An 18,433-nucleotide genomic window follows, 5' to 3' on the forward strand; every position below is an offset into this window, starting at 1 on the left:
GAAAACCTCATGAAAAGAATGGTAGAAAAACCACCATACCCTTACAAAGAATTTTATTTATCATACGCCTAGTTCAAAAATTTTATAAACTGATTGCCAATATATTTAAAACTTTCCTTTTTAAGTAAAGCTCAAAAATTGGGATCCTGGGAAATTAATTTGAAAATAGTTCTCCTTTATAAGGAAATTGACTAAGAATAAATTTTGAATGGCAGTCTACCTCAAATTTTCCTTAAGTCAATGGTTAACTAAATAGAATCATTGATACGGACCATTTGATACCTAACCTATAAGCCAAACTGCCTCAAATGGTGATCAACATGCATCCATACCACGCGGCCCCAGTCCCTGGTATTTAACGGACCAAAATATGGATGGGGAGCCGAAAAAATTTTCCCTGGTTTGGCAAACTCCAACAAACCGGTTTTAAAAAGTTCTTTTTCATTCTCAAATGCCTGGGTATTAATTTTCCCTCTGGTCTCAAACGGAGCTGCCGTTTTGACATTTCTCGGAAAACCAGGAAGTACATGCAGTACTAAAAATTTCATGAATTTTTGTTTAAAAGTTCCCGGATTAACGGGTTTGTTCCAGGATAAAATCCTCTGATTGGCCAAGTTACAATGGTGGAGCATTTCTGTAGCGTTCATCTTACCCCAGAAGGGCCGTTTGTCGGGAGACAAAGAATTTACACGTCTGATTAATTTGGTTATTTCAGTTTTATCCAGGACCGTTTGCCGCATCGCTATACCAAAACATCTTTGACCACATGACCATGCACATCTGTCAATCTAAAATCCCTGCCCCCAAAGTGGTACGTAAGCATTTTGTGATCCACACCAAGCAAGTGCAGCATAGTAGCGTGCAGATCATGGATGGTGACCGGATTTTCGGCTACCCTATACCCGTATTCATCTGTTTGTCCATAAATGGTACCTCCCCTGATCCCTGCTCCAGCCATCCACATACTGAAGGCTGAGGGATTGTGGTCCCGGCCATCCTGGCCCTGAGCAAAAGGGGTACGCCCAAATTCTCCGGTCCAAACTACGAGGGTTTCCTCCAGCAATCCTCTGGATTTCAGGTCTTTCAACAAGCCTGCAATGGGCTGGTCTACCGCATGCGCATTCCGCTCATGCCCATTCTTCAGGCCATGGTGTTGGTCCCAGCGATCGATACCAGCAAGGCTTGGGCAGGTCAATTCCACAAACCTCACCCCTCTTTCTACCAATCTCCTGGCCATCAGGCATTGCGCACCATAATTTCGGGTATGGGGATCTTCATCATATAAGCCGTACAAATTCCGGGTAGCTTTTGTCTCGGATTGGAACTCAGTCAATTCAGGCACGGAAGACTGCATCTGATAGGCCAGTTCATAATTCCGGATCGCCGCTTCCAACTCATCCGATTTATCCCGGTTTCTTTGGTCCATCTGCTGGATAAAATCCAATTTTTTTCTTTGATGAGCGGAAAGGCTGCTGTCGGACTTGATATTGGCTACAGGGGTGTCACCTGTTTTCATGATGGAGGCCTGAAAGTCAGCAGGCAAAAATCCATTTTTAAAATTATCCACCCCTCCGGGAGGTACCAAACCTCCATCCAGGACCACATATCCCGGCAAATTACTGTTTTCCGACCCCAAGCCGTAATTGACCCAGGCACCCATGCTTGGCCGACCCTGCAACCCGCTTCCCGTATGTAAAAAATAATTTGCATTGGTATGTTCAGGAAAATTGGATACCATCGACCGGATCAGGGCCAAATCATCCACACAAGAGGCTATATGAGGAAAGAGTTCGCTCACTTCCATACCGGATTCACCATATCTTTTGAAAGCCCAGGGACTTTGAAGGATTTTTCCGTTATTGTTAAACTGAGTAGCATCTATCTTGAACTTTGGATCCTGTCCATTCTCCCTGGCCAGGCGGGGCTTGGGATCAAAGGAATCCACCTGAGAAACGCCACCATCCATATATAGAAAAATGATGTTTTTAGCTTTGGGCAAATGGTGGGGAGCATGTGCCAATTTGGACAACAAATCCCGGGAACTTTTATCCGTGGATTTGCATGCAGATACAATGGAACCCATCATGCCCATCAAAGCCATTGACCCAAATCCACACCTGCAGATTTCGAGCATCTTTCTGCGGCTAAGTGGCTGATTCATCAGGGGTTTATGCTTATTCATGGGATTACATTAAGTAGATAAATGATTTCATATTGAACAGTGCATGGCAATACTCCTTCCAAACCTGAACTTGTTTTTCTTCGGCCGAAATACCTTCAGCTGATTCCAGTGAAAGTTCAATTTCACCAATAAATGCCAGGCCCTCTTCCCGTTCAAAATCGGAAGCAGGCCGGGCAAAAGCCCGCAGGTAAGCTTCATTAATCCGTTGCTCCGGATTTGATCCAGTTGCCGAAACCAGGTTTTTTGCCATTACTTCTGCCTGTTCGGCTACAAAAGGGTCGTTCATTAAAAAAAGAGACTGCGCCGGGACATTGGTCACGTCACGTTTTCCAAAAGTGGTAAAAGGAGTAGGCCGGTCAAAAGCAGTCATCATCCTGTCCAGAAAGTTCCTCCTGACCTCAAGATAAATGGACCTGCGGCCTGCTCCATCCAAAGGACCGGATTTCCCCGGTCTTCCCCTACCCTGCATAAAGGATGTTAAATATACGGGTACTGGCGGTCCGTAAAGGGTAGTGTCCAAGGCTCCCGATGCCGATAGCATGGCGTCTCTTATGGCTTCCGCCTCCAAACGTCTTACCGGATAACGGGCCAAATAATAATTATCAGGGTCTTCGATACTGTCTGTTGCCCGTGTACTCCTTTGGAAGGCCGATGTCATGACCAGGGACTTTATCATTTTCTTTACTGACCAGTTTTCTTCCTTAAATTTTATGGCAAGGAAATCAAGCAATTCAGGATGGCTGGGAAGTTTACCCTGCAGCCCAAAATTGTCCACTGTCTCCACAAGCCCCCTCCCAAACACATGGTGCCACAGCCGATTCACCATCACCCTTGCCGTCAAAGGATTTTGAGCATCAAGAATCGTTGCTGTCATTTCGATTCTTCCGCTTCCTCTTCCTTCAATAGGTTCCTGCCATTCCAATATTTCCGAAAGAAAATTCCTTTCAACAACCTGGTTTTCTGTATCTAAATGATTACCCCTTTTAAATACGGGGCTTTCTCTGGCAAAACCATCTGTTACCCCCTGAAAAAATAAAGTGTCTTTAACGGAAGCAAGGAGGAGGTCCTTTCTCAAGATCAATTGACGTAATTCCGGAAAATCAATTACTAATTCACCGCTTGATATCTTTTCGTTGAGTTCGGCCACTTCTGCTGCTGTACTTTTTCCAGCCTGCCAGTTGCCGACCATGCCGGAAAGGGAATATGCAGGTCGTTTGCTATCCAGTGCAGGTTCATACCAGGATTCATCATAAGCGATGGCATAAGCTGCTTCGATATAGGCGTCCTGATCTTGTTGGTATTGATGGCGTACGTAGCTGCCAGGCAGTATCTCCAAATAGGCTTCGTGCCCCTGCCAATCCCCTACGTCAAAAACGTAATTTTTCCATTCCTCTTCATTTACTTTTTGATCAAGCCCACCATAAATCGGATAACTGATCAATTGAAAATTATCCATGACAAGGCGTATACTTGCCCCCTTTCCTCTTGCCCTTACACCCAAATACTTGTGGTTTAATTTAAAATCAGGGGAACGAAGTGCTCCGAATATTCCTGTCCCATATTTCCGGCTTGATGCCATTCCCAATTGCAAACCAGATATTTCCCGGGTTTTCTTCTGCACCATTGGGTCCCCTAGCGTGGTCGTCTGCCCAAAAGCCCAACCATCGGGCATCCAACCCTGAAAATCCTGTCCCCTAAAATCACCCAATACCTTAACAAAGGCAGCAGCTTTACTTTCTCCTGCGGGTTGATGATCATTTACCAAAAACGCCGGTACGGAATCCTGCGTTTCTGTGTCCCAGGAGGTAGCCAGCATTTCCTTGATTTGGCTTTTTATCCGCTGGACTTCTTTAATTTGAGTGGCCTTTTTTTGGGTATCCCCTAAAGGAACAGGGCTAAAACGGGTACTACCCAAAATCCCGTACATGGCATAGTAATCCGAAGTCGGAATGGGGTCAAACTTGTGGTCGTGACACCTTGCGCAGGCGACGGTAAGTCCCTGAAAACTTTTCCCGATCACATCAATCATGTTGTCAATGCGATCGGCTTCATCTTTTTTGGTATCCACGGGACTGTGGGTTCCCTCTGTCATGGTCAAAAACAGGGTACCTAAGACAGATTCATTCTGGCCGGACTCGGGATCCAGCCTCGGTGCCGGCATCAGGTCTCCCATCAAATGCTCTTTCACCATTTGGTCGTAGGGCAAATCCGCATTGAAAGCCCGGATCAAATAATCCCTGTACCTCCATGCGCCCTGTATGGCAAAATCAAATTCATGCCCTTTGGTTTCTGCATAGCGGACCACATCCATCCAGTGGCTGGCCCATTTTTCTCCATAAGCAGGACTATCCAGGTAATGGTCCACCATTCGTTCATAGGCATCCGGCCTACTATCCGAAACAAATGCCTTGATGGTTTCCGGGTCAGGGGGCAACCCTGTCAACACAAAAGACAGTCTTTTGAGCAAGGTGTATTTATCCGCTATTTCGCTGACCTCCAGTCCCATGCCCTGAATTTTTTCATTGATAAATTCATCTATACGCTGATGGGTAGCTGTATTAGTAGATACCCGCTCAGATTGAGCGGGTATAAAAGACCAGTGCGGCTGGTAATCTGCTCCCTGATTGATCCATTTTTTCAACAATTCGATCTCCTTCTCAGTCAACTCCATTTTGGATGAAGGTGGAGGCATTCTCAGTTCAGGGTCATTTTGGGTAATGCGGTCCAGCAAAGCACTCTTGGACACAGATCCGGGTACAATGGCTGCATGTCCACTTTCTAAAAGTTTGGTTGCCCCTTCTGCCAGATCCAGCCGCAATCCCGCCTCCCTGCTGCTGGGATCCGGCCCATGGCACAAATAACATTTTTGTACCAAAATGGGCTTAATATGGAAATTGAAGTCCACCTGGGCAGGGATCTCCTCCTTCAATTGATTTGGTTGACAGGAAAAATATACCAACAGTCCTGTGCATAAAATCAAAGTCAGACCAAAGACCTGCATCCACTTCTTCCATATAACATACAATAACATACCCTTCAAAACGAATTGAAACACTTTATTTTAAATTTAGTGATATTAACAACAATTTCAATAACCATAGCTAAAAATTTAAACAATTGGTTAGATTTATCCCTTTAAGGCAATGGTACAAAATCTCTCATTCCGGTAACCTTTTGAGTGTAGTTATTATCTTGACTTAAATTACCATTCAACCAAATAAATTATAAAAGCTATATTTAATTCACTTTTATTTATTTTTTACTTTTTTTTAATAAAAAAAATACAATAAAAATAATTATTTTTAAAGGGCTGTTGCCCTAATTTCCAAAACATATTTCGAAAGATGCTCCCAATCGGGCATCCCATTTAAAATCCTAAATTTTTCTTATAATTTTTAAAAAATTAAATTCTGTGTTTTACTTATTTATTGCATAATAAAAATATAATTTTTTATCGCAACCCATTATTATATTAATGAAACCGATTGCATTGTCTATAAAATATCCTTATGTTAGGCGATTATTGGCTTGGATAGGAATATTTTTCAAGCTGATATACAGGGTCAAAAGCCTGAAAACAAAACAATTATTCATTAATTCTAACCCAAAAAAAATGAAAGAATGCTTACAAATGTCAGGCGTCAAAGGGATAGGCCATTTAGGTCTTGGTCTTTGTCTCAGCCTGTTGTTTGCCGCAAACACTTTTGCGGCAAACATGGCTAAAAATGAGCCATTTGAGAAGCCCCGGGAGGAAACCCGCCTTTTGGCGAATCCCAGGGCGGAAGACGTTACCGTATCGGGTGTGGTCACCGATGAATCCGGCGAAGGAATTCCGGGCGTTACTGTTTTTATAGCCGGAACCGGAACAGGCACTGTGACGGACATTGATGGCAGTTATTCCTTGTCGGTACCAGAAGGGGCGGATTTGACCTTTTCCTATGTTGGATTTGTATCACAAACTATAACCGTAGGAAACCAATCCGAAATCAATGTCACACTTCTAATGGATACCGCTTCTCTGGAAGAGGTGGTCGTCATTGGTTATGGTACGGCAAGGAAAAGAGATTTAACCGGAGCGGTTTCTTCTGTTACCGCTACCCGGCTGGAAAATGAAAACCCCAATTCAGTACAGGATGTACTTCGGGGTAACATTGCCGGTCTGAATGTTGGTTTGAATACGGATGCAAAAGGTGGTGGTAGCCTGGAAGTGAGGGGTAGAACTTCACTCAATGCCGGGTCAAGTCCGCTAATCGTATTGGATGGGGCCATTTATTATGGGCAGTTAGCGGATATCAACCCAAATGATATCGAAAGCATCGATGTGCTGAAAGATGCCAGCTCGGCGGCTGTGTTTGGAGCAAAAGCGGCCAACGGGGTTGTGTTGGTCAACACCAAAAAGGGAGCTTTAGGCAAACCTCAGGTTAAAATCAATACCAACTGGGGAATGGCTACCATGGCCAAAAATGAGCCTGTTTACGGTCCTCAGGGCTTTTTGTCCTGGAGGGAAGATGTGATGGAAAGTATCAACGCCGGAGGATTCGAACCTTACCGCTTTTCCAATCCCAACACCCTCCCTTCTGACATTTCTTTGGAAACCTGGTTGAATTATGACGGTTCTGATGGCGACCCGGAAACAGTCTGGTTGCAAAGACTGAACATGCAACCTCTGGAAATAGCCAACTACAAAGCGGGGGAAAGTGTAAATTGGTACAATATGATGTTTCAGAATGGCCTGCGCCAGGATCATACTGTCAGCCTTTCTGGTAGAAGTGAAGACTTTAGGTATTATTGGTCCATGGGTTACCTGGACAACGAAGGGCTTGTCGTTGGGGATAAATTTACTACCGTCAGAAGCCGGTTCAACATAGAGGGGAATGTCAACGAATGGTTAACCGTAGGAATGAACACCCAATTTGCGGACAGGGATGAAAGCCAGATCCCTGTAAACTGGGGAGATATGACCAACCTATCTCCATGGGGTGAACCATTTCTTGAAGATGGTGTCAGTCTGAGGTTCAGGCCAAATGAAGAGGTAAGTGGTGGTCGCCATCCTTATTATACACCCAGCTTTACCGATCGCCTGCAAAAGGAAACCACCATCAACTCTACCCTATTTGCAGCTATAGAACTGCCCTTTGGTATCAAGTTCAGAACGAATTTCACTCCCAGGTATGAATTCTATGAGCGATACAACCATGAAATGGCTGCCCATCAGGATTTTGAAAACATGGGCGGAAGGGCCAGCAGGCAACAAAGAAAAGTGTATTTCTGGCAGGTGGATAATATCCTGAGCTGGAATAAAAATTTCAACAACATCCATAATTTCGATGTGACACTTTTGGCTAATGCGGAAAAATTCCAGAGTTGGGACAATTCCATGCAAAATGTTGGTTTCGAGCCACATGACCGATTGGGTTACCACAATATCGGCGCGGGTATCAATCCCATCATTTCAAGCAATGATCAGCAGCATACCGCCGATGCATTGATGGGAAGGGTGATTTATACCTTATCCGACAAATACATCACCACCCTTTCCGTTAGAAGGGATGGATATTCTGCCTTTGGCCAAAGTAATCCAAGAGCTACCTTTACTTCAGCGGCTTTTGGCTGGGTATTTACGGATGAAGACTTCGTCAATATTCCCTGGCTTGACTATGGTAAGTTAAGGGCTTCATGGGGAGTAAATGGTAACCGGGACATAGGTCGCTATGCGGCCCTGTCGGATTTGCAGACCGGAAAATACTTCTACCAAAGACCCAGTGGGGAATTGTATTTTGTCAGCCAGTTGTATGTAAACACCATGCAAAATGCAAACCTGCGCTGGGAAAAAACCACTTCCACCAACCTGGGACTGGATTTCTCCTTGTTCAACAGTATACTGGATGGTACCATTGAAGTATATGACATGTCCACCACTGACCTTTTGGTAGAAAGAAGTCTTCCGGATATTCTGGGATTTAATTTTGTGTATGACAACCTGGGTGAAGTAAGAAACCGGGGTGTCGAAGTCAGCTTAAACAGCCTCTTGGTAAACCGCTCCAATGTGACCTGGCGGACCAGCCTTAATTTCCAAATGAACCGTAACCGCATTGTCAGCCTATACGGTGACCTGGATGAGAATGGGGAAGAATTGGACGATATCGGTAACCGTTGGTTTATAGACCGGGCCATAGATGCTGTATGGGATTACAAAACCGATGGCATTTGGCAAACGCCCGAAGCCGATGAGGCCAGCGATTATGGGGTAAAGCCAGGCGATTTTAAAATCGAAGATGTCAATGAAGACGGATTATACACCAATGCCGACAGGCAGTTTCTGGGATTCTCTGAACCCAGGTCAAGGTGGAGTTGGAGAAATGAATTTAAAATTTGGAAAAATTTTGATGTATCCTTCATGATGTATGCCTATTTGGGCCATATTGGAACTTTTAACCAGAGGAAAAACCGACAAGGCTTTCTGGACCGATCCAATTCCTATATTCTTCCTTATTGGACCGAGGAAAATCCCAGCAATGAATGGGCTAGATTGTATTCCAGTGAAGGCGGTGCCGGCGGATTCAATGTGTACCAAAGCAGGTCTTTCGTAAGGTTGGAAAATATTTCCATGGCCTATACAGTTCCTCAAACCATTCTGGAAAGGGCAAAAATTGAGAATTTAAGGCTGTACATGAATGTTCGCAACGTTGGCTTTTACGCCCCTGAAATGAACTTCTGGGACCCAGAGTCTGGCGGACCAACCCCAAGGATTTTTACCCTGGGACTTGATTTGACGCTTTAATGGTTGACTATTTAAAAGAATTAATCATGAGAATAAACATAAAAAGATCTTCATTTTACTTGGGCCTGCTGGCTTCAGGTATGATGTTAACTACCACAGGATGTGATGAATCCTGGTTGGAGCCCAAGCCGCTCTCCTTTTACGCACCGGAAAACACCTTTAACGCTGCCAGTGGACTCTGGGGAGCATTGGTAGCCTGTGAACGCAACATGCGTCACGAGTATACCGGTGACGGACCTCCCATATTAACGGAGCACATATTCACTGAAGTGGCTGTTGAGGGTACCACGGATAAATCCGGACCTGCACAGGACATGAACCTGCTGATCACGCCTGATGCCAACCTGAACAGTGTCAACACCAACAAAATTGGCTGGTATTGGTATGAAGGGTTTAAAGGCATTAAATACGCCAATACGGTTATCTCCAGGATCGATGATCCTACTGATTACGAATCGGAGGCTGAACGCAACCACATTCTGGGTACTGCTTATTTTCACCGTGCACTGCGCTATTACCGGCTAACCAATCAGTTCGGAGATGTGCCTTTGATTCTGGAAGAAATCCTTGAGCCCAGGCTTGATTTTTATTCCACAGATAGAGAAGTCATCCTCCGGAAAATGAAGGAAGACCTGGAGTGGGCAGAGCCCTGGGTTCCGGAAGTAATGGACCGCGGACAAGTTCCAAAGGGAGCCATTCAACACCTGCTAACCAAGGTAAACCTTGCCCTGGGTGAATTTGATGATGCCATTGCTTCTGCGAGTCGCCTGATTGACGGAGGTACCCATGCCCTTATGACAGAAAGATTTGGTTCTACCGGTAACGACCCGGACAGAAACCTGATCTGGGACTTGCATCGTCCTGAAAACAAATCCTTGAACGCCAATACCGAAGCCATATTGATGGTAATGGACAGATTGGATACCGATGGAAATTCCGGCGGGATGTCATCCATGCGTCAGGCTGTTCCCTTCTGGATCACCAATATCAATACGCCTAATGGTAACCGGGGAACCATAGATCAACCAGGCATAGAGATTGACCATGTAACCCGCTATGGTCGGGGCATTGGACGTCTGAGAGGTACCTGGTACCACCAAAGCATGATTTGGGACGATGAAAATGACCTGAGACATGCCCCCGGAAACTGGATGGACATGACCGATCTGGTCTACAATAATCCAGCTCTGGTCGAACTTGGGGATGAGTATTATGGAGAACCGCTTCAATTCAGAAATGATGAAGGTACTGTATTGGTAGTAGATACCATCCGAAGTTGGTTTTCCTGGCCACACTACAAGGTATTCGTTCCCGAACCTCAAAATATCCGACCTTCTGGTGGACATAGTGACTGGTACATATTCCGACTGGCAGAAACTTATCTTCTTCGGGCTGAAGCCTATGTATGGAAGGGGGATATGGCCAATGCTGCTGCAGATGTAAATGCGGTGAGAACACGTGCCGGAGCCGCCCCATATGGTCCTGAAGAGATGAACATAGGGACTATTCTGGATGAAAGAGCGAGAGAACTCTACTATGAAGAACCCAGAAAAACGGAACTGACCCGTATGGCTTATATTTTTGCCAATACCGGTATTCAAGCCTACAATGGAAAAACCTATTCCATAGATAACTTCTCCGAAGAAAATTTCCTGTATGACAGGATCATGGAATTTACCGACTTCTACAACAAAGGGGTATTTACACGCCATGGAGATACGTATACCTATAGCCCTTACCATGTGCTATGGCCTGTTCCTGCCGATGCCATCAATACCAATACTCAGGGTATTATTAATCAAAACAAAGGATACTCAGGTTTCGAAAACAATGTTCCACCACTTACCACGGTAGATGGAAACCACAGCAGTACAGAAGATTAAAATCAGCCTATTCACAATTACAAAAACCCGGAAATTCCTTCCGGGTTTTTTTTATATGTCAGCAACCATTTCCTCCTATTGGTGAAATGTAGTTACCTGATTTTGAACTGATATCAGAAAAAAAATATTATTAAATTTTGTTCGACAATACTTGTATCAGAAACATCTGCCTGGTCCCATTGGGAGCAATTCCGGGAACCAGAATGGCATCATTGGTACGGTTCCATCTAGGTGCAGGATCTATCCGGATATCACCGCTGAAATCTCCTTTATCAATCCCTTCACTTTTGGCCCATACACCATCATTTCGCCTTAAAATGGTATAATAGTTCTTACCATTTTTTCCAAATCCGTTTGCAAACCAATTCGCATCCGGAGAAAGGGAAATATCTCCTTCCGGGTTGGGAAACAAAACTGAGTCACCCATGTATCCCTGGATTTGCTTATGCTCCACATCGTATAGCACTTGCCTTTTCTTCCCCAAATCATCAGGGGCGCTTCCTATCAGAATATTTCCTTCATCCCATTCCGGGTGTCCCCCAACAAAAATACTATGGAAGGTTAACCCCGTTCCATCTGAATTGATGGTAATTGGAACATTAACCCGATTGCTACTGTCATCTCCCGGACCCCATCCGGCACGGGCAAAAAAATAAATTCGGTCACTATTTCTGTTCCAAAGCGTATGGTTGATAAAGAGACCGCTGTGCTGCAAATCCGGATTTGATTCTCTGATCTTTTCATCTAATTGATGGTAAGAAACCAATAATTTCTTTTCGCTGGTTTTCACATCAACTGTAAAAATCCCATCGTTTTTTGGGGCAATTTCTTCTTCAGACCAGTCTGGCACTCCGGGATAACCAGTTACAGGCCTCAATCTGGCAAGTCTTCCATAATTTATTCCTAGCCAGGCCGATCCGTTGGCAGCAACACCACCGTTTGCAATAGGACTGTCTTCATACCGGTATTCCTTTATACGTTTCCTTTCCCTAATGTCATAAATTACAGTGAAAATTTTACCTGTTTCGAGATCTCTGTCATTGAAAAAAAATTGAGTTTCAGGAGCTAGAGGATTCCAGTAAAACATGGTTCCCTGTTGTGGATTCCAGGCGTAGGTTTGATCAAGGGGAATAATGTTGTTTTCATCCTCTGTGTCTATTACAAAAATCGTCGCAGGTTCATCTGGTCCGGGCATCCGGCTGATGGTGTCAATCTCCATTCCCAGGATGTATTGCCCCGATTCATTCCAGGGTATGGTCTGGCATTGCCCGATATAACCAAAAAAATGATGCTTTGTGCCTGAAGTAAGTTGCTCTATTTGCAGGGAAAAGGCTGAAGCGGCCTGATCTTTTTCCGCCTGGCATCCGCTGCAAAAAAGAAACCCTACAATTGTCAGGGCAAGTAAAGGAATTTGAAAGTCACCAAAGAAGGTGCTGATGGATAGTTTCATGGATTTATTTGGTAAAGGCTAAGGCTCCTAAATTAGAAATTATTTTTAGAAAAAGGCGATTTTTATTTGGTTTTGAAAGGGCATTCATACCTATTACCGATCCATGCATTTCCATTTTAATACAACTCCTAACACAGACCTCAAAAATTCCACCATTTATTTTCCCCGGAATCCATAGAGCGTATTCCAGCCTTTTACCAGAAATGAGGCAATTTGCGTAAAACAACAAGCAACAATGCTTATACCGCAAAATTTATTTCTGAACCATCCGCACAGGGTAAATCGTAATAAAATCCTGTTCCTCTTCCAACACCTCATCCTTCCGTAATACATAAAATGCACGGTCAGGTCCTTCAAAATTAAGTTAACATAGCCATTAGTCCCCCACCCGAAACGGACTTTTTATGAAAAACTAAAAAAGCCGCTGGAAAAAAATTATTCAGCGGCTTTTGATTGATTCGAACGCATTTTTATAATCCAAATAAACCGGGAAGCCACAGCGTCAGCTCCGGAACGAGTGTAATCACCAGCAATCCGAGAATCATGGCCAGGAAAAAAGGTAACAAGGGAAGAAATACCTTGGCAATACTGGTTCTGGCCACCCCTACTCCTATAAACAACACGGAGCCCACCGGTGGGGTACAGATTCCTATACAAAGGTTTAGTACCATCATGATCCCAAAGTGTACCGGATCAATGCCCAATGTAACTACAGCCGGAAGAAAAATCGGCGTAAAAATAAGTACTGCGGGAGTCATGTCCATAAAGGTCCCTACAAACAACAGGATCAGGTTAATCATGATCAGAATTACGAATTTATTGTCACTAAGAGCCAATAAGGCAGCACTTATGGACTGAGGAATGTTCTCGCTGGACATGGCCCAGGACATGCTCATGGAAGTAGCGATGAGCAACATCACAATGGCTGTTGTTTCAGAAGATTTCAACAAAACGCCAGGAAGGTCCTTTATTTTGATTTCTCCATAAATAAAAGACAAGACCAGGGTGTAAATCACCGCTATGGCCGATGCCTCTGTTGCTGTGAAAACGCCGATTACAATACCTCCTATTACCACAACCAAAAGCATCAAGCTGGGGAAAGCTGCCAGAAACTTTTTTGACAGTTCCTTCAGGCTGGTGATTTCCCCTCCCTTAAGATTGTGTTTTTTAATAAATATAGCAGCTGTGATCATCAAAAACATACCAATGAGCAATCCCGGAATATAGCCTGCCACAAATAAGGCAGCAATAGATACTCCTCCACTGGCCAGGGAATATACGATCAGTACATTTGAAGGCGGTATGATCAATCCTGTAGTGGAAGATGTAATGTTGACTGCAGCGCCCAACTCTCTTGGGTAGCCCTCTTTTTCCATTCTTGGCCCCAAAATCCCACCAATAGCCGAAGCTGCCGCAGCAGCAGAACCTGCAATGGCACCAAAGAGCATGGCGGCAATCACATTTACATATAACAATCCACCAGGCAAGCGTCCAGTCATGGCTTTGGCCAGGTTAATTAACCGGTTGGCAATGCCTCCCTTATTCATGATCTCTCCTGCAAGGATAAAAAAAGGAATGGCCAGGAGGGCAAAACTATCCAAACCCACCCCCATTCTTTGGGCGATGGTGGTGGCGGAAGGTACTGTGGCAATGGTAACGGTAAGGGTCAAAAAACTGGAAAAGCCCAGTGCCCAGGCTACCGGTACCCCAATGCCCATCAGGGTAATGAAACTGACTACTAATATGAGTATACTTAAATATTCTTCCATTTCGATTAAATTTGGGCTTTTGATTTATTCATTAAGGTTTTCAGGCCTACCAATTGGTAAAAAAGTACCAAAAGACCGCTCAGGGGGATCATGGTGTAGACATAGGCAAGGGGCAGTTGAAGCGTAGCTGATTTTTGCTCCAGGGTATAGGTGATAAAAACCAGGTTGGCCCCTCCCAGAATCATGACAGGAAGGACAAAAAGCACGATCACCACCCGGATCAAAATCATTAATTTTCTATGTGCTTCTCCCTTCAGCTTGGTGGGCAGCAGGTCTATGGCCAGGTGGTTGTCCTGACCGGCTACATACGCAGCCCCCAGCATACCCAGCCATACCAGTAGGTATCTGGATAATTCATCTGTAAATGAACTTGGCGATTGGATGACATACCGGGAAAAAACCTGCCAACTCACATTCAATACCATGGCTCCCATAATGATCATCAACAAAATGGCAACCCCTTTATCGATTTTTACTTTATAATTCTCCATATTTCAATATTCTCTGATTTTTTCCACCAAGGCATACATTTCGGGATCATTAATTTTCATGGTCTCATAGACCTTTTCAGCTGCCTTCCTGAAAGGTTCCTTGTCGGGATAGGAAATATTAACCCCGGCTTCCTCCAGTATCCTCATGGATTCTGCTACAGACTCTTCCCAAAGTTTGAATTGATAAACTGCTGATTCGTCAGCTGCTTCCTGAAGCCAAATCTTTTCTTCTTCCGATAATATATCCCATACCTTGGTACTGACGATCATCATATCCGGAATGGCCGTATGTTCGTTAAGGGAATAGTACTTACATACTTCATAATGCCGGGAAGTCACCAGACTCGGTGGATTGTTCTCTGCGCCATCTACGATCCCCTGTTGTAATGCGGTATAAAGTTCACCAAACGATACCGGAGTAGGTGATCCCCCAAAACTCTGGACCATATTTACTGCAGTAGGACTTTCCATTACCCTTACTTTGAGGCCCTGAATATCTTCAGGCTTTTCTACAGGGGTATTGATGGTATAAAAACTTCTTTTGCCCGCATCATAGAAACAGAGTCCCTTCAGCCAGTATTTTTCTCCTGCGGCCAGTAATTGCTCACCAATTGGACCTTCCAAAACCCTTGCCTGGTGCGCATCATCCCTGAAAAGGTAAGGCTGCCCAAGTATCTTTATTTCTGGCGCAAATCCCTCCATGGCTGCAGTAGATACTTTGGTCATGGAAAGACTCCCGATTTGCAACAGCTCTACCAATTCCCTTTCCGTGCCCAACTGCTGGTTGGGGTAAACCTGCACAATCATTTTCCCGTCGGATTTCTCTTTGGCCTTTTCCGCCAAATATAACATAGCTTCATGTACTGGATGACTCGTATCCAGTCCATGCCCAAGTTTCAATATCCTTACTCCGCCTGGTTTGGAACAACCTATTAAAATAGCTGCAAGAAACAGCATCCCCAGATAACTTACGGATTTATTCATGATAACTTTCAACATACTTATTGTGGAATTATTTTGGTTTTCATTAATTGTACAACATACTGTTTTTTTACTTTGTATTTCTGGATCAGCGCAACAATCTACCTACATTTTCCCCTTTTACCAGCTGATCCACTTCTTCGACAGATACAAAATTAGCATCCCCGGGAACAGAATGTTTTAAAACGGATGCGGCAACGGCAAATTCAAGGGCTTGCTCTTTGTTTCGGTGCATTAACCCATAAATCAGTCCTGCCATAAAAGCATCACCACCGCCAATTCTGTCCACGATATTGGGCATGTCATATGTTTTGGATTGTATCAATCTTTCCTCGGTCCACAAGGTGCCTTTCAATTTATTATGGGAAGCCGAAAGTGAATCCCTCTCTGTGGTGGCAACAAGTTGAATAGATGGACACAGTGCTTTTGCTTTTTCACAGGCATACGCAAAGTCCGATTCATGGATATCCATACAGTTGGCCAAATCCGTCAAACCGGCAATGATTACCTGACTATGCGCAATCAATTCAGGCATGATATCCAATGGTGACTTGCCATATCGCCATAAATTTCTCCTGTAATTGATGTCTCCGCTGACCATCACACCGTTCCTTTTGGCAGCCTGAAGCACCTTTAAGCACAATGAAGCAGCCTTGGCAGATACGGCAGGGGTAATTCCTGACCAATGAAACCAGTCCACCCCTTTGAAAACCTGGTCCCAATCCATATTTTGTCCATCATGATGAGAAAAAACGGAGTCAAACCTGTCATAGATGATTTTTGATGACCGTTGCATGGCCCCATTTTCCAAAAAATACAAACCCATCCGGCCCTCTTGGGTATCTATGTAGGAAGTATCAATGCCAGCGGTTTTCAGAAAGCGAAGTGCTGCCCTCCCCATATCATTCGCAGGTAAGGCACTGATCAGGGACACATCCTGATGCCAATATGCCAGGGAAACACCCACATTGGCTTCGGAACCGCCAAACTCCGCATCATAATTCCTGGCCTGAATAAACCTTTCGTGTCCCGGGGTAGAAAACCGCATCATGACCTCCCCTAAAGTGACTATCCGTTTACGCATTTACCTTTTTGGTTATTTGGTAGCTGTTGTTTATCCGTCAAATTTAACCGTGATTTAAAAAAAAAGAAGCCCTTCGCCTCTTTTCTTTTAATTTATTTCTAAATTGTGCAATCGATTGCTCAAGATAATCAAATATTCGAAATGTTGCATAAAGTTTTACGAATTCATCCTGAAGACAATGTTCTGGTGGCCCTAACCGACTTAAAGAAAGGTGAAAAGGTCCAGTTCGAGGGAAAAGAAATCCTGCTGGCCAGCCATGTTCCTGCCAAACACAAATTTACCATGCAAAAGATGGATCCGGAGGATAAAATATACATGTATGGCATTATTGTAGGAAAAGCGGTAATCCCGATAGCCAAAGGCGAGGTAATTACCACCGAAAACATTGCGCACCAAACAGCCCCCTATACCGGTAAAAGAAAGCCCTTTTCCTGGAAAGCACCTGATGTCAGCTCCTGGAAAAACAGGACCTTTGATGGCTACCACCGACCTGATGGACAGGTGGGTACGGCCAATTACTGGCTGGTGGTTCCGCTTGTATTTTGCGAAAACAGGAATGTGGACATCATGAAACAGGCATTTGTGGAAGAATTGGGCTTTGCCAGGCCCAACCCCTATAAATCATTTGTTAGAGAAATGAAGCAACTTTATCTGCAGGGAAACCAAGAAGGTTTGCAGCAGGTGGGTATAGAGACTTTAGAACAAAGCGGAGAGCAAAAGCTTTTTAAAAATATCGACGGTATCAAATTTTTGACCCACAATGGAGGATGTGGGGGAACCCGGCAGGATTCAGAAGCCTTGTGTGCGCTTATTGCAGGTTATATCAATAATCCCAATGTGGCAGGGGCGACCATCCTAAGTTTGGGCTGCCAGAATGCCCAACCGGCCATCCTGAAAGAAAAGCTGGCCAAAATAGATCCTGATTTTAAAAAGCCGGTCATCATTCTGGAGCAGCAGGAAGAAGGAACGGAAACCCAGTTGCTTACCCGTGCTATTCAGTCTACCTTTATAGGAATGGCTGAGGCAGATCAATTAAAAAGAGAACCCGCTCCACTCAGTAAACTAACCATAGGTTTGGAATGTGGAGGCTCGGATGGATTTTCAGGGATCTCTGCCAATCCAAGCCTCGGGCAGGTATCCGATATTCTGGCTGCCCTGGGAGGTAAAACCATTTTATCGGAATTTCCCGAATTGTGCGGGGTAGAGCAGGAATTGATCAACCGCTGCACCAGCGATGAGAAAGCGGAAAAATTTGTAAAACTCATGCGGGCTTATGCCGCATCTGCTGAAGCAGTAGGCTCCGGCTTTGACATGAATCCCAGTCCCGGCAATATCAAGGATGGATTGATCACCGATGCGATCAAATCAGCCGGCGCTGCAAAAAAAGGAGGCACCTCACCCATAGAAGATATTTTGGATTATACCGAAATAGCTACCAAACCCGGACTCAGTTTGCTATGCTCACCTGGTAATGATGTGGAGAGTACCACTGCCATGGCCGGATCAGGAGCTAACATCATTCTTTTCACCACCGGTTTGGGCACGCCTACCGGTAATCCGGTAACTCCTGTCATCAAGGTTTCTTCCAACCATAAATTGGCCGAAAAGATGCCGGATATCATTGACGTGGATACAGGAGGGATTATTTCCGGAGAAAAAACCATTGAAGAAATGGGAGATGAATTATTGGAATACATCATTCAGGTGGCCAGTGGAAAGGTCCAGGCCAAAGCTGTTTTGTTAAACCAGGACGATTTTATACCTTGGAAAAGGGGAGTTTCTCTTTAGTCAAATACCAACAATAACGTTTTT

11 protein-coding genes are annotated in these 18,433 nt (G+C 44.4%); 3 read left to right on the plus strand and 8 right to left on the minus strand.

Annotated elements, in window-relative coordinates; translation table 11 throughout:
- Positions 1–287: 287 nt before the first annotated feature.
- The 3 genes from G9Q97_RS04190 to G9Q97_RS04200 are packed head-to-tail and all read right to left on the minus strand — an operon-like array spanning position 288 to position 5,237.
- Positions 288–740 (minus strand): DUF1569 domain-containing protein, encoded by a 453-nt coding sequence (locus tag G9Q97_RS04190; protein ID WP_166143496.1) that lies wholly within the window; start codon positions 738–740, stop codon positions 288–290.
- A 2-nt stretch (positions 741–742) separates the two neighbouring features.
- Positions 743–2,182 (minus strand): DUF1501 domain-containing protein, encoded by a 1,440-nt coding sequence (locus G9Q97_RS04195; RefSeq protein WP_222851918.1) that lies wholly within the window; start codon positions 2,180–2,182, stop codon positions 743–745.
- A 4-nt stretch (positions 2,183–2,186) separates the two neighbouring features.
- Positions 2,187–5,237, minus strand: coding sequence for a PSD1 and planctomycete cytochrome C domain-containing protein (locus tag G9Q97_RS04200; protein ID WP_317168716.1), 3,051 nt, complete (start codon positions 5,235–5,237; stop codon positions 2,187–2,189).
- Between the two features lie 558 nt (positions 5,238–5,795).
- Here G9Q97_RS04200 and G9Q97_RS04205 point away from each other — a divergent pair.
- Entirely contained in the window at positions 5,796–8,963 is a 3,168-nt protein-coding gene (locus tag G9Q97_RS04205; protein ID WP_246255406.1) for a SusC/RagA family TonB-linked outer membrane protein, read from the plus strand.
- Positions 8,964–8,989: 26 nt separating this feature from the next.
- Complete coding sequence (locus G9Q97_RS04210; protein ID WP_166143498.1) at positions 8,990–10,846, plus strand: RagB/SusD family nutrient uptake outer membrane protein; 1,857 nt, start codon at positions 8,990–8,992, stop codon at positions 10,844–10,846.
- A 130-nt stretch (positions 10,847–10,976) separates the two neighbouring features.
- Here the strand turns inward: G9Q97_RS04210 and G9Q97_RS04215 are convergent, their stop codons facing one another.
- The 5 genes from G9Q97_RS04215 to G9Q97_RS04235 all read right to left on the minus strand — a co-directional run bounded on the left by G9Q97_RS04215 (position 10,977) and on the right by G9Q97_RS04235 (position 16,621).
- Complete coding sequence (locus tag G9Q97_RS04215) at positions 10,977–12,296, minus strand: hypothetical protein (protein ID WP_166143500.1); 1,320 nt, start codon at positions 12,294–12,296, stop codon at positions 10,977–10,979.
- A 470-nt stretch (positions 12,297–12,766) separates the two neighbouring features.
- Positions 12,767–14,065 (minus strand): TRAP transporter large permease, encoded by a 1,299-nt coding sequence (locus tag G9Q97_RS04220; RefSeq protein WP_166143502.1) that lies wholly within the window; start codon positions 14,063–14,065, stop codon positions 12,767–12,769.
- Positions 14,066–14,070: 5 nt separating this feature from the next.
- On the minus strand, positions 14,071–14,556 hold the full coding sequence (locus G9Q97_RS04225) for a TRAP transporter small permease (RefSeq protein WP_166143504.1): 486 nt from the start codon (positions 14,554–14,556) through the stop codon (positions 14,071–14,073).
- Between the two features lie 3 nt (positions 14,557–14,559).
- Positions 14,560–15,555 carry a TRAP transporter substrate-binding protein gene (locus tag G9Q97_RS04230; protein ID WP_246255408.1) on the minus strand — a complete coding sequence of 332 codons (996 nt, stop codon included), beginning with the start codon at positions 15,553–15,555 and terminating at the stop codon, positions 14,560–14,562.
- A gap of 70 nt (positions 15,556–15,625) precedes the next feature.
- Positions 15,626–16,621 (minus strand): sugar kinase, encoded by a 996-nt coding sequence (locus G9Q97_RS04235; protein ID WP_166143506.1) that lies wholly within the window; start codon positions 16,619–16,621, stop codon positions 15,626–15,628.
- 141 nt (positions 16,622–16,762) lie between these two features.
- Between G9Q97_RS04235 and G9Q97_RS04240 the strand changes: the two genes are divergently transcribed.
- Entirely contained in the window at positions 16,763–18,409 is a 1,647-nt protein-coding gene (locus tag G9Q97_RS04240) for a UxaA family hydrolase (RefSeq protein WP_166143508.1), read from the plus strand.
- Positions 18,410–18,433 lie beyond the last annotated feature (24 nt).

Source organism: Cyclobacterium plantarum (assembly GCF_011290685.1).
In the GTDB taxonomy this organism is placed as follows: domain Bacteria; phylum Bacteroidota; class Bacteroidia; order Cytophagales; family Cyclobacteriaceae; genus Cyclobacterium; species Cyclobacterium plantarum.